Source organism: Pseudomonas sp. NCIMB 10586 (assembly GCF_023127895.1).
In the GTDB taxonomy this organism is placed as follows: domain Bacteria; phylum Pseudomonadota; class Gammaproteobacteria; order Pseudomonadales; family Pseudomonadaceae; genus Aquipseudomonas; species Aquipseudomonas synxantha_A.
On record NZ_SPKQ01000047.1, the window covers coordinates 54,407 to 73,789 of the forward strand.

A 19,383-nucleotide genomic window follows, 5' to 3' on the forward strand; every position below is an offset into this window, starting at 1 on the left:
AGCCTGCCCGTCGGATGTCGCTCAAGGAATTGATATGTCGCCCTGGCTGACGGTTGTAGGCATCGGTGAAGACGGCTTCAAGGGCCTGGGCAGGAATGCCCGGCACGCCCTGTTGCGCGCCACGCGGATTATAGGCGGCCAACGCCAGTTGGACCTTTTGCCGGTGTGTATTCGTGGCGAACGCCAGGTGTGGCCGAGCCCGTTTTCCCTGGAGCCGGTGTTGTCGCGGCGCGGGGAGCCTGTGTGCGTCTTGGCCAGTGGCGACCCGATGTTCTATGGCGTCGGCGCCAGCCTGGCCCGGCAAGTGGCAGCTGAAGAATTGTTGATTTTGCCGGCGCCATCGTCGGTGTCCCTGGCGGCAGCGCGCCTGGGCTGGCCGTTGCAGGAGGTGGTGACGCTATCGGTGGTCGCTCGTCCTTTGGCGGCACTTAATGCGCATCTGGCCGCTGGCGTGCGCTTGTTGGTCTTGAGCAATGACGGCAGCAGCCCCGCTTTGATGGCTGCGTTGTTGGCCGAACGCGGTTTCGGCCCCAGCCGGATTACTGTGTTTGAACACCTGGGCGGCCCGGCTGAGGGGCGCATCGACGGGCACGCGCAATCGTGGGAACACGCCGAGGTTGCCGCTTTGAACTTGGTCGCCATCGACTGCCTGGCGGATGCGAACGCACCACGTCTGTCACGCCTTGCAGGTTTGCCCGACGCGGCCTTCAAGCACGATGGCCAACTGACCAAACGCGACGTGCGCGCCATGACCCTCGCCCGCCTCGCCCCCATGCCCGGCGAACTGCTGTGGGACGTGGGCGCGGGCAGCGGCTCCATCGGCATTGAATGGATGCGCACGCATCCAAGCTGCCGCGCCGTGGCAATCGAGGCCGACGCAGGCCGCCAAAGCCTGATCGAACACAACCGCGACGCCCTCGGCGTGCCCGGCCTGCAACTGATTCGCGGCAAGGCGCCGGATGCGTTAAGCGGTCTGGAAGCACCGAACGCCATCTTCATCGGCGGCGGCGTCACCCGCGAAGGCGTGCTCGACACCTGCTGGCAACACCTGCGCCCCGGCGGGCGGTTGGTGGCCAATGCCGTGACCCTGCAAAGTGAAATGACCTTGATGAACTGGCGCGCCGAGCACGGTGGCGAACTGACCCGCATCCACGTGGCCCAGGCGCAGCCATTGGGCGAGTTCGATACCTGGCGCCAGGCATTGCCGATCACGCTATTGGAAGTGATCAAGCCCCTATGAAAAGGATTCTGTTGCTGGGCGGCGTGACGGAGGCGCTGGCCATTGCCCGCACCCTGGGGCCTGAGCATATCTACAGCCTGGCGGGCGTGGGCCGTGTGCCGACCGACCTGAGCTGCCAGGTTCGAGTCGGGGGTTATGGAGGCGCTGAAGGGCTCGCGCAGTTTGTTCGTGACGAGCGTATCAGCCTGATTCTCGATGCCACGCATCCGTATGCGGCGCAGATCAGCCACAACGCGGCCCAGGCGGCGCGATTGAGCGATGTGCCTTGCTGGGCGTTGCGACGTCCAGCGTGGCAGCCGCAGGTGGGGGATGACTGGCGGGAAGTGCCTGACTGGGCCGCCCTGATAGCCGCGTTGAAGCCCTTCAAGCGCCCATTGTTCACCTTGGGTCGCGAACCCTTGCAGCATCTGGAGGAAATCCCCGCCGACCAGTTCTGGACGCTGCGCGCACTGGACGTTTATCCGGGGAATGCGCGGTGTGAAGTGATCGGCGCGCGCGGACCGTTTCTGATCGAGGATGAGCGGGTTTTATTCGAACGGCGCAGGATCGATGTACTGATCAGCAAGAACAGCGGCAGCACCGCCACCGAACCGAAGCTGGAAGTGGCGCGTGAGCGTGGCGTGCCGGTATTGGTGCTGAAGCGGCCGGTGCTGGCTACCGTAGATCGAGAATTCACAACCGTAGCTGCGGTGCTGCAGGCAATACACCCCCTCTGAGCAACACCGACCTAATGTGGGAGGGGGCTTGCTCCCGATGGCGGCGGATCAGCCACAAATCAGTAACTGACACACCGCGATCGGGAGCAAGCCCCCTCCCACATTTGACCTGCGCAGCCCTGAAGATCCTCATCCACTCAATTCCCGTCTACGCTCAAATCCAGCACTGCGACACCAAACCACACCGCCCCTTTTTACTTATCCCCCCCGATCAGGCTAAATACCCCCTGATCGTTTAACCCTACGGATTATCCGCCATGGCCCGTCAACGCTTTGCAATTGCCTGGATCGCCTGCTTTGCAGTGCTGTTCAATGCGTTTGCCATGCCGTTGGCCAGTGCGATGCAGCAGACTGATGATCCGGTCAAGCGTCTGATGTGGGGTGGGTTCTGTTCGTCCAATGGTGCCAGCCTGAAGGCGATTGCCCTGGGCAAGCTGGAAATCCCGGCAGCGCCGGACGATCACTCTGCCATGCAGCATTGCTGGTGTTGCTCGGGCTCGGCGCCGTTGGTGGCGTTGCCGGGGCATGTGCCGCAGCTGTATGTGACGCGCTTCGAGGCGGTGCAGAGCCTGCCGCCACGCTTATTGCGCAATCCCACCCCGCGCCAGCAATGGCCAAGCCTTAACCCTCGCGCCTCCCCAACGGTCTGATCTTCTTCGCAAGTGAACTGCGTTTAGAACCGTTCTGGAGAACTGCCATGCTTAAATCTTCCCTGCTTCTGGCTGCGTTGCTGTTGCCGGTGTTCAGTGCTGCCAATGCCGATGACTACAAGGCCGGCGACCTGTTGGTGAGCGATCCCTGGTCCCAGGAGCTGCCACCGAATGCGCCGACCGTGGCGGCCTACTTTGTGATTCATAACACCGGGGCTGCTCCGGATCGCCTGCTCAGCGTTGAAACCAGCGTCGCGGAGAAAGCCGAGCTGCACGAGCATGTGATGCAAGGCGACTTGATGAAGATGCAGCAAGTGCCCAGCGTTGCCGTACCGGCCAAGGGTGAGCTCACCTTCGCGCCGATGGCTTATCACGTGATGCTGCTGGGCCTCAAAGACCGCAGCCTGTTGGCCGATGGCAAGCAATTCCCACTGACCCTGACCTTCGAGAAAGCAGGCAAGGTTCAGGTGCAAGTGTCGGTGCAGAAGGTCCCGCCGATGGCCACGCACGAGCATAAGCACACTCACTAGACCTACCCGATGGGCGCCCCCCGCGCCAGGTTGTCTCCGCACCGCCGTGTGATGCGCGGCAGTTGGATCAGCCTGTTCGCCATGCTGATGATCTTTATCGGTCCGCTGATTTCCCAAGCGATGCCGATGGATCATCACGCCGGTATATCCATGGACATGCCCGCGTGCCACGGCGAGCCCAAGCCGACCAAAACCCCCGACGAACATCATGTCCTCTGGGAGAAATGCGGCTATTGCAGCCTGCTGTTCAGTTGCCCGGCCCTGCCCGGCAGCGTCTCCTTCGTAACGCTCGGCACCCCGCCGCCAGCCAACGCGCTCATCCCCGCCCCCCGCCTGGGCCATGCTCGGCAGAGCATCTTCCCTGGCGCCCGCAGTCGTGCGCCGCCCATCGTGTCGTAAGCCCTTCACCGCGTTACTTCACCCGGCCGACTTCAATTAGACAGCCGCAGGCTGCTGGCCGTGTTGTTTACGATTGATTGATGGAATTTGTCATGTCCAGGTTTTCTGCTGACACCCGTTTGGGCGCTGCCCCTGTTTTCGCCGCTCTGTGCGGCGTACTGCTTGCCCCCTACGCCCATGCGCACGAGCACGAGCTGAGCCCCACGGTGATCACCGCGATCGCCCCCAGCTCGCCCCTCACCGTTGTCACCAACCCCAAGGATCCACGCCAGCCGGTGCCCGCGAGCGATGGCGGCGACTACCTCAAGACCATCCCCGGCTTCGCCCTGGTGCGCAACGGCGGCACCAACGGCGACCCGGTGCTGCGCGGCATGTTCGGCTCGCGCCTGAACATCCTTACCAACGGCGGCATGATGCTCGGCGCCTGCCCAGGCCGCATGGATGCGCCGACTTCGTATATTTCGCCGGAAACCTACGACAAGCTCACCGTGATCAAAGGCCCGCAAACCGTACTCTGGGGCCCGGGCGCGTCGGCCGGTACGATCCTGTTCGAGCGTGAGCCCGAGCAGTTCGGCGAGCTGGGCACGCGGGTCAATGCCAGTGTGCTGGCCGGTTCCAACGGGCGCTTCGACAAGGTCATCGATGCTGCTGCGGGAGGGCCGTTGGGCTATGTGCGGGTGATCGGCAACCAGGCCCATGCCGACGATTACAAGGACGGCAACAACGACACTGTCGCCTCGCGCTATGACAAGTGGAATGGCGATGTGGCGGTGGGGTTCACCCCCCACGCCGACACGCCGCTGGAACTCACCGCCGGCCGTGGCGACGGTGAAGCGCGCTACGCCGGACGCGGTATGGACGGCTCGCAATTCCTGCGCGAAAGCCTCGGGCTGCGCTTCGAAAAATCCAACCTCGGCGAGGTACTGGACAAGGTCGAGGCCCAGGTCTACTACAACTACGCCGACCACGTCATGGACAACTACAGCCTGCGCGTCCCTTCGGGCAGCGGCATGATGGCCGGGCCCATGGCCTCCAACGTCGACCGTCGCACCCTGGGCGGTCGCATCAAGGCAACCTGGCGCTGGGCCGATGTGCAACTGATCGGCGGCCTGGACGCGCAGACCAACGAACACCGCGCGCGCAGCAGCATGGGCATCGACACCTACAAGGACCTGCCGCGCAACAAGGACGCCAACTTCCACAACTACGGGGTATTCGGCGAGCTGACCTGGTACGCCGCCGACAACGACCGCCTGATCACCGGCGCCCGCCTGGACCGCGCCTCAGCCAAGGATTTTCGGCAACGCACCGGCTCGGCAATGATGAGCCGCCCCAACCCTACCGCCGACGACACCCGCGCAGACACCTTGCCATCGGGCTTTGTGCGCTACGAGCACGACCTGGCGGACACGCCCACGACCGTCTATGCGGGCCTGGGTCACGCTGAACGCTTTCCGGATTACTGGGAATTGTTCTCCCCCAACACCGGCGCGGTCGGCTCGGTGAATGCCTTTGACGGCGTGAAGCCCGAGAAGACCACGCAGCTGGATTTCGGCGCGCAATACAAAACCGCCGACCTCGAAGCCTGGGCCTCGGGTTACGTCGGCCAGGTGCGCGACTTCATCCTGTTCGACTACCGGCCCGGCATGATGGGCACCACCTCCCAGGCGCGCAATGTCGACGCGCGCATCATGGGCGGCGAGTTGGGTGCGGCCTACAAGCTGAGCCGCAACTGGAAAGCCGACGCCAGCCTCGCCTACGCCTGGGGCAAGAACAGCAGCGATGGCAAAGCCCTGCCGCAGATGCCGCCGCTGGATGCACGCCTGGGCCTGACCTACAGCGAAGACGACTGGAGTGCCGGCGCCTTGTGGCGCGTGGTCGCGGCGCAAAACCGCATCGACCAGAACAAGGGCAACGTGGTCGGCAAGGACTACGACAAGAGCGGCGGTTTTGGCGTGTTCTCGCTCAACGCTGCGTACCGCATCAATAAGAACTTCAAGGTCAGTACCGGAGTCGACAATCTGTTCGGCAAGGCTTATGCCGAGCATTTGAACCTGGCGGGTAACGCAGGCTTCGGTTACCCGGCGAATGACCCGCAAGCCATCAAGGAGCCGGGGCGTACGCTCTGGACCAAGGTGGACATGAGCTTCTAACAGCATCGGGAGCAAGCCCCCTCCCACACTTGAAACGCATTTCAAATGTGGGAGGGGGCTTGCCCCCGATGGCGGTGTAACCGACACAAAAAAATCAAAAGCCTTGCGGAGCCCCTGATGAGCACACCGAAGATCTCCTTCTACAACCTGGCCTGGCGCTGGCACTTCTACGCCGGTCTCTTTGTCGCCCCTTTCATGGTGCTGCTGGCCCTGACCGGCATCATCTACCTGTTCAAACCCCAGCTCGACCCGCTGATGTACGGCCACCTGCTCACCGTACCCACAGCCGAGCACGCTCTGAGCGCGGACGAACTGCTGCAACGCGCCAAAGACGCCTACCCCCAGGCCGCGATCAGCAAATACCTGCCGCCTGCCGACGCCACCAACAGCGCGCAGTTCGTGATGCACAACCAGGGCCGCGAGATCGGCGTATTCGTCGACCCGTATCGCGGCACAGTCCTGGGTGAGCAGGACGCCAAATACAACCTGCAGGCCATTGCCCGCGCCCTGCACGGCGAGCTGATGATCGGCACCACCGGCGACCGCCTGATAGAACTCGCCGCCGGCTGGGGCGTCATGCTGGTGGTGTCCGGCCTTTACCTGTGGTGGCCGCGTGGCAAGTCATCGGCTGGCGTATTGTGGCCGCGCCTCAACAGCCGTGGCCGCTTGTTCTGGCGTGACCTGCACGCTGTCGCCGGCTTCTGGGGCGCGGCATTTCTGCTGGTCATGCTGCTCAGCGGCATGACCTGGACCGGTTTCTGGGGCAAGCAATACGCCGAGCTGTGGAACACCTTCCCGACGGAGATGTGGAACAACGTGCCGCAGTCCGACCAGCAGGCGCGCGTGCTCAACACGGCCACCCAACAGACCGTGCCCTGGGCCATGGAAAACACGCCGATGCCGATGTCCGGCGACCACGCCGAACACATGAACCACGGCGCCATGCATTCAGGTCCTGCCGCACCAAGCGTGCGCCTGCAACAAGTGGTCGACCTGGCCAATGCGCGCGGCGTGGAGCCCGGCTACAGCATCGCGTTCCCCACCACCGCCACGGGGGTATTCACCGTCGCGGTGTTCGCCAACGACCCGCGCAATGACGCCACCCTGCATGTGGACCAGTACACCGGCAAGGTCCTGGCCGATGTGCGTTGGGAACATTACAACCTGGTCGCCCGCGCCACCGAGACCGGCGTGATGCTGCATGAAGGCAAGATGTTCGGCTGGGTCAACCAACTGATCGTGCTGGTGATCTGCCTGATGATCCTGCTCAGTGCGGTCAGCGGCGTGGTGATCTGGTGGAAGCGTCGCCCTGCCGGTGGCGTGGGTGTTCCGCCGTTGCGTCATGACCTGCCAAAGTGGAAAACCGCGATGGTGATCATGCTGGGCCTGGCACTTGTTTTCCCGCTGGTGGGGGCGTCGCTGATCGTGGTGTGGGTACTGGATCGTCTGGTGCTGTCGCGCTTTTTTGGCCAAGGTGAATCCGCTTCAGGTTCCGCATGAAACAGGCGAGATGCCCAATCCAGGGGGCTTGTGTAGCCTTGCGCAGACTTTTGCCCCGCAGCCGATAAGTGTTAACTTATAACACTTTCTGCGCTATCGTTGCTCGCCGCGCCCTGCGGCGAGTACCTCTCAAGAAGCGACTGATCGACCGATGAACAACTACCTTGCGAGCGGCCTGTGCCTGCTCGCCCTGCATACCAACGCCCAGGCCCTGACCCTGCCCGCCAGCCCCATTACCGCACCGGCAGTGGATAGTGAGCGCGTTGACCTCAACACCCCGACCACCGCCGGTTCGCGCCTGAATCTCACAGCGCTGCAAACCCCCGGCAGCGTTGAAAGCCAGACCGGCGCCCAGATCCGCGAACGTGGCGACGCCAGCGTGCAGGACGCCATCTCCCGCGCCACCGGCATCAGCCGCACCGGCACGCCGGGCGACGGCGGCACCTCGTTGCAGGCCCGCGGCTTTACCGGCCAAAGCTCGGTTATGCAGCTGTACGACGGCAACCGCATGTACACCGGCATGGGCACCTCGACCTTCCCGGTGGACAGCTGGGCTGTGGAACGGGTGGACGTGCTGCGCGGCCCGGCCTCGGTGCTGTACGGCGAAGGCGCCACCGGCGCGGTGATCAACACGATCTCGAAAAAACCCTTTGCGGGCGAGATCGAAAACCATATCCGCCTTGGCTACGGCTCCTACGACCGCCAGCAGCAAGCCCTCGACAGCGGCGGCTCGCTGACCGACACCTTGAGCTACCGCTTGAACCTCAACCGCCTGCGCAGCAACGGCTTCATCGACCGTGGCGATTCCAGCAGCGATTTCGTCAGCGGCGCCCTGCGCTGGCAACCAGCCGACAACCTGAGTTTCACCCTGGCCAGCGACTACGGTGATCAGCGCCCACAAAACTACTTCGGCACGCCCCTGGTCAACGGCCAGTTGCACAAGGGCCTGCGCGACAAGAACTACAACGTCAGCAACGACACCCAGCACTACAACGACCAGTGGACGCGCCTGACCAGCGAGTGGCAACTCAACGACAACGTCAGCGCCACCAACGAGCTGTACTACCTGAAAAACCAGCGTCGCTGGCAGAACGCCGAGAACTACAATTTCACCAACGGCCAACTGACCCGCAGCGGAAACTTCGGTATCAAGCACGATCAGGAACAGGTGGGCGACCGCCAGACCTTCACCTTCAAGCACACCCTGTTCGGCCTCGATAGCCAGACCGTGGCGGGCGTGGAATACAACCGCATCCGTTTCCGCCTGGCGAGCAACACGCCATTTAATGATGTCTCGGGAACCGGCCAACCCATCGACCTGTATCACCCGGCGCCCGCGCCGTTTGCCAGTAAAGACCCGTTCAAACCGGTGTTTTCCACTACGACCAAAACCTTCGCAGGTTTTGCTGAAAACCGCTTGCAGTTGACCGACCAACTCACGCTGATCACCGGTATCCGCCGCGACTACGCGCACATCGACCGCGACGACCTGCGCACTGGCGGCCAATCCGACAAAACCCTCACCGGCAATAACTGGAAAGCCGGCCTGGTCTACGCGATCACCCCGGACACCTCGGTCTACGGCCAGTACGCCACCAGCACCGACGGCGTCGGCGGGCTGATCTCCCTGAGCCCGAGCCAGCAACAGTTCGACCTGTCTACCGCCAAGCAGACCGAGGTCGGCATCAAACAAGCGTTCTGGGGTGCCCGCGGAGAATGGACCCTCGCCGCCTACCACATCGTCAAAAAGAAACTGCTGACGGATGTGCCGGGTGAGCCGGACTTCAAACAGCAAGTCGGCCAACAATCCTCCAACGGCCTGGAAGCCAGCCTCGACTTGCAACTGCCCCACGCCTGGCAGTTGCAAGCCAACGCCGCCGTCGTGCGGGCGCAGTACGACGATTTCAAACAAGACGTCAACGGCGTACAGGTCTCCCGCGACGGCAACCGCCCGGTGGACGTTCCGCGCCGCACCGCCAACCTGTGGCTGAGCAAGGCCGTGACCGACAACGTGCGTGCCGCTGCCGGTGTGCGTTACGTCGACGCACGCTATGCCGATATGGCCAACCAGAGCGAGCTGCCGAGCTATACCGTGGTCGATGCCACGTTGTCGTGGAAAGCCATGCGCGACACCACGCTGGGCCTGCAACTCAATAACCTGTTCGATCGCACTTATGCGGTCAGCCAGTACAACGATGGGCAGCAGTGGATTCTAGGTGTACCTCGCTCCATGTTCATTACCGCGGACTACACCTTCTAATGACCTCACTCACCCTCACCGACCTGGCTTGGACTCCACCCGGCCACAACCACTGCCATCACCAGTTCCAACTGCGTGACGCCAGCCTGCGCGTCGGTGCCGGGGAGTTTGTCGGGCTGATCGGGCCTAACGGCAGTGGCAAGACCAGCCTGTTGCGCTGCGCCTATCGGTTCACCCGGCCAGAACAGGGTGATGTATCGCTTGCGCACCAGAATGTCTGGAAGCAAAGCGCAAAGTGGTGCGCGCAACGCATCGCCGTGGTGCTGCAGGAGTTTCCCGATACCTTCGGCTTACGCGTGGATGAGGTGGTCGCCATGGGGCGCACACCCCACAAGGGTTTGTTCGACAGCGACACACTGCACGACCAGCAACTGATCCTTCAAGCGCTGGAATCGGTGGGCATGCAAGGCTTCGAGGACCATGCCTTCGCGACCCTGTCCGGCGGTGAAAAACAGCGCGTCATCCTTGCCCGCGCCCTGGCCCAGCAACCGCAACTGTTGATCCTTGACGAGCCGACCAACCACCTCGACCCGCGTTATCAACTTGAGTTGCTCAGGCTGGTCAGGCGTTTGAACATCGGCACCCTGGCCAGCATCCACGACCTCAACCTGGCCGCCGCCTTCTGTGATCGCCTGTACGTGATCCACCACGGGCGCATCGTCGCCAGCGGCACGCCCCACGAAGTGCTGACCGCCGCGTTGCTGCGCGACGTGTTTGGCGTCGAGGCCTTGATCGACACTCACCCCTTGGACGGCTACCCACGAATCACTTGGATAACCCAGCCATGATCCTGCGCATCCTGCTGTCTCTGCCTCTGTTGCTCGGCGCGGCTCAAGCACTCGCCGAAAGCACCCGATACCCGCTGACCATCAAAAGTTGCAACCGCGACGTGACCTTCCAGCAAGCCCCACAACACGCGGTCAGCCACGACATCAACATGACCCAGATGATGCTCGCCCTGGGCCTCAAGCCACGCATGGCCGGCTACAGCGGCGTGACCGGCTGGAAGTCAGTACCGCCGCAAATGGCCACGCTCCTCGACGGCCTGCCGGAACTGGCGAGCAAGTACCCGTCGGTGGAAACCCTGCTCAACGCCAACGTGGATTTCTTCTTCGCCGGCTGGGGTTACGGTATGCGCGTGGGCGGCGACCTCACGCCTTACACCCTGCAACCCTTGGGCATCAATGTGTATGAGTTGACCGAGTCATGTGCGTTCGTGATGAAGCGCCCAGCCGCAAGCCTCGACGATACCTATAACGACCTGCGCAACCTGGGCAGGATCTTCGACGTGCAGGATCGCGCCAATACGCTTATCGCCCAGATGCAGGCGCAAGTGGCCGAGGTGCAAAAAGACCTGCCCGCCGACAAGCCACGGGTGTTCCTTTACGACAGCGGCGAAGACCGCGCCATGACCTCGGGCCGCCTGGGCATGCCCCAGGCGCTGATCGACGCCGCCGGCGGGCGCAACATCCTCGATGACATCGACGCCAGCTGGACCCGAGTCAACTGGGAAACCGTCGTTGAGCGCAACCCACAAGTCATCGTGATCGTTGACTACAGCGAGGTCACCGCCGAACAGAAGAAACAGTTCCTGCTTGACCACCCTGCACTGCAATCGGTGGACGCCATCAAGCACCAGCGCTTCATCGTGATCCCCTATATGCAAGCCACACCAAGCATCGACAACGTGCTAGCGGTTGAAACCCTGGCCAAGGGGTTTCACGGCGAATGATCACCCGTCACTACGTCCTGTTATTAAGCGCCCTGGGTGCCTTGTTGCTGGTCTCCTGCGTGATCTCCCTGGGGTTCGGTTCGGCGCAGGTGCCAGTGGACGTGGTGTGGCGAATTTTGCTGAACAAGGTGTTCGGCTTGGGTGTGGTGGACTGGAGTGTGGGCCAGGAACATATCGTCTGGCTGATCCGTGTGCCGCGTATGCTACTGGGGGCGCTGGTAGGCGCCGGGTTGGCGCTGATTGGCGCGGTACTGCAGGCGGTCACGCGCAACTCGCTGGCCGACCCGCACCTGCTCGGTGTGACCTCCGGCGCCACCCTCGGCGCGGTGATCGTGGTGCTGCACGTGGGTGAAATCATCGGCCTGCTGACCTTGCCCCTTGCCGCCTTTATCGGTGCGCTGCTGAGCATGTTGGTGGTACTGGCCGTCGCCAGTCGCAACGGTCGCCTGGAAAGCGATCGCCTGTTGCTGTGTGGTGTCGCGGTGTCGTTCGTGATGATGGCGGTGGCCAACCTGCTGCTGTTCATGGGTGACCACCGCGCCGCCTCGGCGGTGATGTTCTGGATGCTCGGCGGCCTGGGACTGGCCCGCTGGGAACTGCTGGCAATTCCCGCCACCACGGTGCTGCTGGGGTTGCTGTTGCTGCTAGGCATGGCCCGCCCGCTCAACGCATTGATGGCCGGTGAGCAGACCGCCGTGACCCTGGGTTTGAACGCACGCAATGTACGCTTGAAAGTCTTCCTGGTCGCCTCGCTGATGACCGGCGTGCTGGTGTCCATCAGCGGCTCTATCGGCTTTGTCGGGCTGATGGTGCCGCACATCGCCCGGCGCCTGATAGGTGCCGAACACCGGCGTTTACTGCCAGTGTGCGTGCTGCTGGGCAGTGTGTTCCTGGTGTGGGTCGATGTCGCCGCACGCACACTGATAGCGCCCGAAGACTTGCCGATTGGCGTGGCGACGGCGGCGATTGGCGGGCTGTTTTTTATCGGTTTGATGCGCAAGCGTTGAGCGCGCCCCGTTGTAGCGCACAGCCACGCACCTGGCAGACCGACCCGCCATTTCATGGTGCATTTCCCATGCGCTGACCTGGGCGAAGCGACCATTTCATGCCTTTTTCCGACTCGGCACAGCGCTTGCAATCACCTGCTCAACTTTCCCCTCATAACAGTGTTGAGTCCACGGAGATCGCACCATGCAGCGTCGCAGCTTGATCAAGGCTTTCACTTTGTCGGCATCCATTGTCGCCATGGGTTTGACCTGGACCGTCCAGGCCGCCGAGACCATCAAGGTCGGCATCCTGCACTCGTTGTCCGGGACCATGGCGATCTCCGAAACCTCGCTTAAAGACATGGCGCTGATGACCATCGACGAGATCAACGCCAAGGGCGGCGTGAACGGCAAGATGCTCGAACCAGTGGTGGTGGACCCGGCGTCCAACTGGCCGCTGTTCGCAGAAAAAGGCCGGCAACTGTTGACCCAGGACAAGGTTGCCGTGGTGTTTGGCTGCTGGACCTCGGTGTCGCGCAAATCCGTATTGCCGGTGTTCGAAGAACTCAACGGTTTGCTGTTCTACCCGGTGCAATATGAAGGCGAAGAGATGTCGCCTAACGTGTTCTACACCGGTGCGGCGCCGAACCAGCAGGCGATTCCGGCAGTGGAATACCTGATGAGCGAAGAAGGCGGCAGTGCCAAGCGCTTCTTCCTGCTGGGCACCGACTACGTGTACCCGCGCACCACCAACAAGATCCTGCGCTCGTTCCTGCATTCCAAAGGTGTGGCGGATAAAGATATCGAAGAGGTCTACACCCCGTTCGGCCATGCCGATTACCAGACCATCGTCGCCAACATCAAGAAATTCTCCGCCGGCGGCAAGACTGCGGTGGTCTCCACCGTCAACGGCGATTCCAACGTGCCATTCTACAAAGAGCTGGCCAACCAGGGCTTGAAAGCCACCGAAGTACCGGTGGTGGCGTTCTCGGTGGGCGAAGAAGAACTGCGCGGCATCGACACCAAACCACTGGTGGGCAACCTGGCGGCGTGGAATTACTTCCAGTCGGTAGAGAACCCGGTCAACCAGAAATTCGTCGCCGACTGGAAAGCCTACGCCAAGAAGCACAACCTGCCGGGCGCAGACAAAGCCGTGACCAACGACCCGATGGAAGCCACCTATGTGGGCATCCATATGTGGGCCCAGGCGGCAGAGAAAGCCAAGTCCACCGACGTCGACAAAGTGCGCGAAGCCCTGGGCGGCCAGACCTTCGCCGCACCGTCGGGCTTTACCCTGACCATGGACAAGACCAACCACCACCTGCACAAGCCGGTGATGATCGGCGAGATCCAGGCTGATGGGCAGTTCTCGGTGGTGTGGCAGACCGAAGCACCGATTCGGGCACAGCCATGGAGCCCTTACATCCCGGGCAATGACAAGAAGCCGGATTACGCGGTGAAGAGCAACTAAAGCCCCACGACTCTAATGTAGGGCATGGTCAATGTGGGAGCTGGCTTGCCTGCGATGCAAACAACTCGGTGTGCCTGACACACCGCAGCGATGCCATCGCAGGCAAGCCAGCTCCCACAGACAACCAGCGCCCACACTGTCCCCGCATGATCAGGACATTTTTGTATGCCCACTGCCCTCCACCGCTTCATCCTCGCCGTGCTGTTGTTGCTGCCTTTGGCCGCACACGCCAGCGATGCCGAAGACTTCCTCAAAGCCAACCCGATGCAGCAAGCCAAGCTTCTCCAGGACTGGGCCGCACAGCCCGACCCGGCGCGCATCGAACTGGTGGATGCCCTGCAACAAGGCCAGCTCAAGCTCAATGGCGAAACCAGGACCGTACGCCTGAACAACCGTCTGCGCGGCCTGATCGACAACGTTCAAGCCAGCCAGCAACTGCTCGCCGCCGATCCCAAGGTTCGCCTGGCGGCAGCTCGAACCCTGCAAAAAAGCGCTGTGCCTGCGCAGTTGAAATTCCTCGACCAGCAGGTCGCCGCCGAAACCGACGAGGATGTGCACAGCGCCCTCAGCCTGGCCCTGGCCAACCTGCAACTGGTGGACAGTGACCCTGCGGTGCGTCTGGCCGCCGTGCGTCTGCTCGGCAGCACCGGCGACCCGCTGGCACGCACGCGCCTCGAAGCGCTGCTCGCGCCGGGCGTGGAAACCGATGCCGCCGTGCACACCGCCGCCGAAACCAGCCTGGCCCAGGTCAAACGCAAACTGATGGTCGGCGAGATCCTCGGGCAGGCGTTCAGCGGCATGTCGCTGGGCTCGATTCTATTGCTGGCGGCACTGGGTCTGGCGATCACCTTCGGCCTGCTCGGCGTGATCAACATGGCCCATGGCGAGATGCTGATGCTCGGCGCCTACTCCACCTATGTGGTGCAGCTGATGATGCAGCGCTATGTGCCCCAGGCCATCGAGTTCTACCCGCTGATCGCGCTACCGGTGGCGTTCTTCGTCACCGCCGCCATCGGCATGGCCCTGGAACGCACGGTGATTCGTCACCTCTATGGCCGACCACTGGAAACCCTGCTCGCCACCTGGGGCATCAGCCTGATGCTGATCCAACTGGTGCGCCTGGTGTTCGGCGCGCAGAACGTCGAAGTGTCCAACCCCGCCTGGCTGTCCGGCGGTATTCAAGTACTGCCCAACCTGGTGCTGCCGTACAACCGCATCGTCATCATTGCCTTCGCGCTGTTCGTGGTGGTGCTCACCTGGTTGTTGCTGAACAAGACACGCCTGGGCCTTAACGTGCGCGCCGTCACCCAGAACCGCAACATGGCCGCCTGCTGCGGCGTGCCCACCGGGCGCGTGGACATGCTCGCCTTTGGTCTGGGCTCCGGTATCGCAGGCCTTGGCGGCGTGGCCCTGAGCCAGATCGGCAACGTCGGCCCGGACCTGGGCCAGAGCTACATCATCGACTCGTTCCTGGTGGTGGTACTCGGTGGCGTCGGCCAGTTGGCCGGTAGCGTAATGGCGGCCTTCGGCCTGGGTATCGCCAACAAGATTCTTGAACCGCAAATCGGTGCCGTGCTCGGCAAGATCCTGATCCTCGCGCTGATTATTCTGTTTATCCAGAAACGCCCGCAAGGACTCTTCGCACTGAAAGGACGGGTGATCGACTGATGAACCAGCCATTGATGCTTACGGCTACGCAAAAGGCCGGCCCCAAGGTGACGATCGCCGTCGGCGTGGTGATCCTGTTCCTGCTTCTGGCGCTGCCACTGTGTTCGCTGCTGGCGCCGGACAATCCACTGCATGTGTCGGCCTACACCCTGACACTGGTGGGCAAGATCCTCTGCTACGCCATCGTCGCGCTCGCGCTGGACCTGGTGTGGGGCTATGCCGGGATGTTGTCCCTGGGCCACGGTCTGTTCTTCGCCCTGGGCGGTTATGCCATGGGCATGTACCTGATGCGCCAGGCGTCGGGCGACGGGTTGCCGGCGTTCATGACCTTTTTGTCCTGGACCGAATTGCCCTGGTACTGGGCGGGCACCGACAACTTTCTCTGGGCGCTGTGCCTGGTGGTGCTGGCCCCGGGAGTGCTCGCGCTGGTGTTCGGTTTCTTCGCCTTCCGCTCACGGATCAAAGGCGTGTATTTCTCGATCATGACCCAGGCCCTGACCTTTGCCGGAATGCTGTTGTTCTTTCGCAACGAGACCGGGTTCGGCGGCAATAACGGCTTTACCAATTTTCGCAGCATCCTGGGCTTTGGCATTACAGAACCTGGCACACGGGCGGTGTTGTTTGTGGCCACGGTGCTGTTGCTGGTGGCCAGCCTGTACATCGGCTGGCGCCTGGCGCAGAGCAAGTTCGGCCGCGTGCTGACCGCCTTGCGCGATGCCGAGAACCGCCTGATGTTCTGTGGTTACGACCCGCGTGGCTTCAAGTTGTTCGTGTGGGTGTTGAGCGCAGTGTTGTGCGGGTTGGCAGGGGCGTTGTATGTGCCGCAGGTGGGCATTATCAACCCCAGCGAAATGTCGCCGACCAACTCCATCGAGGCCGCCGTATGGGTCGCCCTCGGCGGGCGGGGCACACTGATCGGGCCATTGCTCGGCGCTGGGGTGGTCAACGGCATGAAGAGCTGGTTCACGGTGGCGTTTCCCGAGTACTGGCTGTTCTTCCTGGGGGCGCTGTTCATCATTGTCACCCTGTACCTGCCCAAGGGCGTTATCGGCCTGCTGAAGAAATGAGGAACGTCATGCTTGAACCTATTTTCGATGCGGGCAGCGGCCGCGATGCGATCGGTATCGGCCAGGCCGCAGGCAAAGGGCTCAACACCCGCCACGGCACCATCCTGACCCTGGAAGATATCAGCGTCAGCTTCGACGGCTTCAAAGCGTTGAATGACCTGAACCTGTATATCGGCGTCGGCGAATTGCGCTGCATCATCGGTCCCAACGGCGCGGGCAAGACCACGCTGATGGACGTGATCACCGGCAAGACCCGGCCCAGCCACGGTAGGGCCTGGTTCGGCGAAACCCTGGACCTGACCAGCATGAGCGAAGTGCAAATCGCCCAGGCCGGTATCGGCCGCAAGTTCCAGAAGCCTACGGTGTTCGAAGCCCTCAGCGTGTTCGAAAACCTTGAGCTGGCGCAGAAGACCGACAAGTCGGTGTGGGCCAGCCTGCGGGCGCGCCTGAGTGGCGAGCAAAAAGACCGCATCGATGAAGTGCTCGACACCATCCGCCTGACCGCCTCGGTGCATCGGCCCGCGGGTTTACTGTCCCACGGCCAGAAGCAGTTCCTGGAAATCGGCATGTTGCTGATGCAAGACCCGCAACTGTTGCTGCTCGACGAACCGGTGGCCGGCATGACCGACGCCGAAACCGAATTCACTGCCGAACTGTTCAAGCGCCTGGCCGGCAAGCATTCGTTGATGGTGGTGGAGCACGACATGGGCTTTGTCGGCTCCATCGCTGATCACGTCACCGTGTTGCACCAGGGCAGCGTATTGGCCGAAGGGTCGCTGGAACAGGTGCAGGAAAATGAGCGGGTGATCGAGGTCTACCTCGGTCGCTAACGCTGACACGAACTGCTTTATGTGGGAGCTGGCTTGCCTGCGATGGCGTCACCTCAGTGTCACACAAACACCGAGTCGCCTGCATCGCAGGCAAGCCAGCTCCCACATTTGATCCGGTTCCCGCAGGGGGATTGAAGAGGTATTGAGAATGCTGCAAGTCGACAAACTGCACCAGTACTACGGCGGTAGCCACATCCTGCGCGGGCTGTCCTTCGACGTGAAAATCGGCGAAGTCACCTGCCTGCTCGGCCGCAACGGCGTGGGCAAGACCACCCTGCTCAAGTGCCTGATGGGCTTGCTGCCGGCCAAGGAGGGCGCGGTAAATTGGGAAGGCAAGGCCATCACCGGCTTCAAGCCGCACCAGCGTGTCCATGCCGGGATCGCTTATGTGCCTCAGGGCCGGGAGATTTTTGGCCGGCTGACGGTGGAAGAAAATCTGCTGATGGGGCTGTCGCGCTTCCCCGGTTCCGAAGCCAGGGAAGTGCCCGCGTTCATCTACGAGCTGTTTCCGGTGTTGCTGCAAATGAAGCATCGACGCGGCGGCGATTTGTCCGGGGGCCAGCAGCAACAGTTGGCGATTGGCCGCGCCCTGGCCAGCCGCCCGCGCCTGCTGATCCTCGATGAGCCCACCGAAGGTATCCAGCCGTCGGTGATCAAGGAGATCGGTGCGGTGATCAAGAAGCTTGCCGAGCGCGGCGACATGGCGATCCTGCTGGTGGAGCAGTTCTACGACTTCGCTGCCGAACTGGCCGACCACTACCTGGTGATGTCACGCGGTGAAATCGTGCAGCAGGGCCGCGGTGAAAATATGGAGAGCGAAGGTGTACGCGGCCTCGTAACCATCTAATCTGTGGCGTCACGACATTAAGCCAAAAACCATGAACCTGCCCGTTTCCCCCGCCCTGTTCACCCCCAGCTGGCACGCCGCGCTGGAACTCGGCTACGCGCGTTTCGGCGACACCACGCGCCCGGTATTGCGCCGCCACCTGGGCCCGCTGCGCGTGCAAAAGCACCTGTACGCCGAAGGCCCCCAGGTGTGCCAGCACATCATCGTGCACCCGCCCGGCGGAATTGCCGGCGGCGATCGCCTGGACATCAGCGCCCACGTCAACGCCGGTGCCTGGGCGCAGTTGACCAGCCCCGGCGCCGCCAAGTGGTACCGCGCCAGCGGCCCGGCATTTCAGCAACTTGAGTTGACCGTCGAGGCCGGCGCGACCCTGGAATGGCTGCCCCAGGAAACCATCGTGTTCAGCGCCGCCCAGGCCGAACTCACTACGCGCATCGAGCTCTCGGGCGATGCGCGGTTGTTCTACTGGGACGTGGTCGCCCTGGGGCGCCCGGCCAGCGGCGAGCGGTTCGACCTCGGCCACTTTCAATCACACCTGGATATTCGCCGCGACGGCCAGTTGCTCTGGCATGAGCGCCAGCGCATTGTGGGCGCCGATGGGTTGCTGGATTCGCCCATCGGGCTGGATGGGCAGCCGGTGTTTGCCACGTTGCTGGTGACGGGTGAGGTCGATCCTGAATTGCTTGAGCGTTGCCGCTCGCTGCCCCACGCGGTGCGCGGAGATTTGACCCAACTGCCTGGGTTGCTGGTGGCGCGTTGTCTGGCCGAGGAAGCGCTGTTGGCGCGGGGGTGGTTGATTGATTTATGGCGGCTGTTGCGCCCGGCAGTGCTGGGGCGAGAAGCCGTCGCACCACGAATCTGGAGCACATGAAGATCAACAAGTGAAACTGAGTTTATGTGGGAGCTGGCTTGCCTGCGATGGCGGTGTGCCTGATACACCGCTATCGCAGGCAAGCCAGCTCCCACACCGGCCTGTTTCCACAGGGGATCTGCGGTGTTTTTATGAATGCTGTTTGAAGGACCTTGAACCATGGATTTGACCCCACGGGAAAAAGACAAACTGCTGATCTTCACCGCCGGCCTGGTGGCCGAGCGCCGCTTGGCGCGCGGCGTGAAGCTCAACTACCCGGAAACCATCGCCTATATCTCGGCCGCGCTGATGGAAGGCGCTCGCGATGGCCGCACCGTGGCCGAGTTGATGCACTTCGGCACCACCTTGCTCAGCCGCGAGCAAGTGATGGAAGGCATCCCGGAAATGATCCCGGATATCCAGGTGGAAGCCACCTTCCCCGATGGCACCAAGCTGGTGACTGTCCACCAGCCAATCGCGTGAG

The 19,383-nt window shown here is 62.5% G+C and carries 18 protein-coding genes; all 18 read left to right on the forward strand.

The genetic code is table 11. From position 1 onward, the window contains the following. Nucleotides 1-34 precede the first annotated feature (34 nt). The 18 genes from cbiE (at nt 35) to ureA (ending at nt 19,382) form a co-directional block, all read left to right on the forward strand. The gene (gene cbiE, locus E4P01_RS22465; RefSeq protein WP_148852868.1) at nt 35-1,240 is read left to right on the forward strand and encodes a precorrin-6y C5,15-methyltransferase (decarboxylating) subunit CbiE; all 1,206 of its coding nucleotides are present in this window, start codon (nt 35-37) and stop codon (nt 1,238-1,240) included. After that, nucleotides 1,237-1,956 (forward strand): cobalt-precorrin-6A reductase, encoded by a 720-nt coding sequence (locus E4P01_RS22470; RefSeq protein WP_216090678.1) that lies wholly within the window; start codon nt 1,237-1,239, stop codon nt 1,954-1,956. The genes cbiE and E4P01_RS22470 overlap by 4 nt, the downstream gene beginning before the upstream one ends. Before the next feature lie 257 nt (nt 1,957-2,213). After that, entirely contained in the window at nt 2,214-2,606 is a 393-nt protein-coding gene (locus E4P01_RS22475; protein WP_216090677.1) for a DUF2946 domain-containing protein, read from the forward strand. A 47-nt stretch (nt 2,607-2,653) separates the two neighbouring features. Further along, nucleotides 2,654-3,136 (forward strand): copper chaperone PCu(A)C, encoded by a 483-nt coding sequence (locus tag E4P01_RS22480; protein ID WP_032878127.1) that lies wholly within the window; start codon nt 2,654-2,656, stop codon nt 3,134-3,136. A gap of 9 nt (nt 3,137-3,145) precedes the next feature. Beyond that, on the forward strand, nt 3,146-3,535 hold the full coding sequence (locus E4P01_RS22485; protein WP_216090676.1) for a DUF2946 domain-containing protein: 390 nt from the start codon (nt 3,146-3,148) through the stop codon (nt 3,533-3,535). A 92-nt stretch (nt 3,536-3,627) separates the two neighbouring features. Further along, nucleotides 3,628-5,688, forward strand: a complete 2,061-nt coding sequence (locus E4P01_RS22490; RefSeq protein ID WP_248130140.1) for a TonB-dependent copper receptor — start codon at nt 3,628-3,630, stop codon at nt 5,686-5,688. 117 nt (nt 5,689-5,805) lie between these two features. Next, entirely contained in the window at nt 5,806-7,188 is a 1,383-nt protein-coding gene (locus E4P01_RS22495; protein ID WP_216090674.1) for a PepSY domain-containing protein, read from the forward strand. Nucleotides 7,189-7,339: 151 nt separating this feature from the next. Continuing rightward, nucleotides 7,340-9,448, forward strand: a complete 2,109-nt coding sequence (locus E4P01_RS22500; RefSeq protein ID WP_216090673.1) for a TonB-dependent receptor — start codon at nt 7,340-7,342, stop codon at nt 9,446-9,448. Next, nucleotides 9,448-10,236 carry an ABC transporter ATP-binding protein gene (locus tag E4P01_RS22505; protein WP_216090672.1) on the forward strand — a complete coding sequence of 263 codons (789 nt, stop codon included), beginning with the start codon at nt 9,448-9,450 and terminating at the stop codon, nt 10,234-10,236. Before E4P01_RS22500 ends, E4P01_RS22505 begins: the two co-directional genes overlap by 1 nt. Further along, nucleotides 10,233-11,180 (forward strand): ABC transporter substrate-binding protein, encoded by a 948-nt coding sequence (locus E4P01_RS22510; protein WP_216090671.1) that lies wholly within the window; start codon nt 10,233-10,235, stop codon nt 11,178-11,180. The genes E4P01_RS22505 and E4P01_RS22510 overlap by 4 nt, the downstream gene beginning before the upstream one ends. Then, entirely contained in the window at nt 11,177-12,187 is a 1,011-nt protein-coding gene (locus E4P01_RS22515; RefSeq protein WP_032878137.1) for an iron ABC transporter permease, read from the forward strand. The genes E4P01_RS22510 and E4P01_RS22515 overlap by 4 nt, the downstream gene beginning before the upstream one ends. A 184-nt stretch (nt 12,188-12,371) precedes the next feature. Beyond that, the gene (gene urtA, locus E4P01_RS22520; RefSeq protein WP_032878139.1) at nt 12,372-13,637 is read left to right on the forward strand and encodes an urea ABC transporter substrate-binding protein; all 1,266 of its coding nucleotides are present in this window, start codon (nt 12,372-12,374) and stop codon (nt 13,635-13,637) included. Nucleotides 13,638-13,802: 165 nt separating this feature from the next. Then, nucleotides 13,803-15,305 carry an urea ABC transporter permease subunit UrtB gene (urtB, locus tag E4P01_RS22525; protein ID WP_078820166.1) on the forward strand — a complete coding sequence of 501 codons (1,503 nt, stop codon included), beginning with the start codon at nt 13,803-13,805 and terminating at the stop codon, nt 15,303-15,305. Then, nucleotides 15,305-16,372, forward strand: a complete 1,068-nt coding sequence (gene urtC / locus E4P01_RS22530; RefSeq protein ID WP_032878142.1) for an urea ABC transporter permease subunit UrtC — start codon at nt 15,305-15,307, stop codon at nt 16,370-16,372. The genes urtB and urtC overlap by 1 nt, the downstream gene beginning before the upstream one ends. Continuing rightward, entirely contained in the window at nt 16,369-17,202 is an 834-nt protein-coding gene (urtD, locus tag E4P01_RS22535; protein ID WP_087149500.1) for an urea ABC transporter ATP-binding protein UrtD, read from the forward strand. Before urtC ends, urtD begins: the two co-directional genes overlap by 4 nt. Before the next feature lie 148 nt (nt 17,203-17,350). Beyond that, nucleotides 17,351-18,049, forward strand: a complete 699-nt coding sequence (gene urtE, locus E4P01_RS22540) for an urea ABC transporter ATP-binding subunit UrtE (RefSeq protein ID WP_078820165.1) — start codon at nt 17,351-17,353, stop codon at nt 18,047-18,049. A gap of 31 nt (nt 18,050-18,080) precedes the next feature. Further along, a complete protein-coding gene (locus E4P01_RS22545) occupies nt 18,081-18,920 on the forward strand; it encodes an urease accessory protein UreD (protein WP_216090670.1) in 840 nt (279 codons plus the stop codon). Nucleotides 18,921-19,079: 159 nt separating this feature from the next. After that, nucleotides 19,080-19,382: an urease subunit gamma gene (gene ureA, locus E4P01_RS22550; RefSeq protein ID WP_032878149.1), complete on the forward strand. Its 303-nt coding sequence runs from the start codon at nt 19,080-19,082 to the stop codon at nt 19,380-19,382. Nucleotide 19,383: the final 1 nt, after the last annotated feature.

Coding starts and splice junctions, on each gene's coding strand:
- E4P01_RS22505 (WP_216090672.1), top strand. CDS start 9,448: ATGACCTCACTCACCCTCACCGACCTGGCTTGGACTCCACCCGGCCAC.
- E4P01_RS22480 (WP_032878127.1), top strand. CDS start 2,654: ATGCTTAAATCTTCCCTGCTTCTGGCTGCGTTGCTGTTGCCGGTGTTC.
- E4P01_RS22485 (WP_216090676.1), top strand. CDS start 3,146: ATGGGCGCCCCCCGCGCCAGGTTGTCTCCGCACCGCCGTGTGATGCGC.
- E4P01_RS22490 (WP_248130140.1), top strand. CDS start 3,628: ATGTCCAGGTTTTCTGCTGACACCCGTTTGGGCGCTGCCCCTGTTTTC.
- urtD (WP_087149500.1), top strand. CDS start 16,369: ATGAGGAACGTCATGCTTGAACCTATTTTCGATGCGGGCAGCGGCCGC.
- urtC (WP_032878142.1), top strand. CDS start 15,305: ATGAACCAGCCATTGATGCTTACGGCTACGCAAAAGGCCGGCCCCAAG.
- E4P01_RS22515 (WP_032878137.1), top strand. CDS start 11,177: ATGATCACCCGTCACTACGTCCTGTTATTAAGCGCCCTGGGTGCCTTG.
- ureA (WP_032878149.1), top strand. CDS start 19,080: ATGGATTTGACCCCACGGGAAAAAGACAAACTGCTGATCTTCACCGCC.
- E4P01_RS22545 (WP_216090670.1), top strand. CDS start 18,081: ATGAACCTGCCCGTTTCCCCCGCCCTGTTCACCCCCAGCTGGCACGCC.
- E4P01_RS22495 (WP_216090674.1), top strand. CDS start 5,806: ATGAGCACACCGAAGATCTCCTTCTACAACCTGGCCTGGCGCTGGCAC.
- urtE (WP_078820165.1), top strand. CDS start 17,351: ATGCTGCAAGTCGACAAACTGCACCAGTACTACGGCGGTAGCCACATC.
- E4P01_RS22475 (WP_216090677.1), top strand. CDS start 2,214: ATGGCCCGTCAACGCTTTGCAATTGCCTGGATCGCCTGCTTTGCAGTG.
- E4P01_RS22470 (WP_216090678.1), top strand. CDS start 1,237: ATGAAAAGGATTCTGTTGCTGGGCGGCGTGACGGAGGCGCTGGCCATT.
- E4P01_RS22500 (WP_216090673.1), top strand. CDS start 7,340: ATGAACAACTACCTTGCGAGCGGCCTGTGCCTGCTCGCCCTGCATACC.
- cbiE (WP_148852868.1), top strand. CDS start 35: ATGTCGCCCTGGCTGACGGTTGTAGGCATCGGTGAAGACGGCTTCAAG.
- urtA (WP_032878139.1), top strand. CDS start 12,372: ATGCAGCGTCGCAGCTTGATCAAGGCTTTCACTTTGTCGGCATCCATT.
- E4P01_RS22510 (WP_216090671.1), top strand. CDS start 10,233: ATGATCCTGCGCATCCTGCTGTCTCTGCCTCTGTTGCTCGGCGCGGCT.
- urtB (WP_078820166.1), top strand. CDS start 13,803: ATGCCCACTGCCCTCCACCGCTTCATCCTCGCCGTGCTGTTGTTGCTG.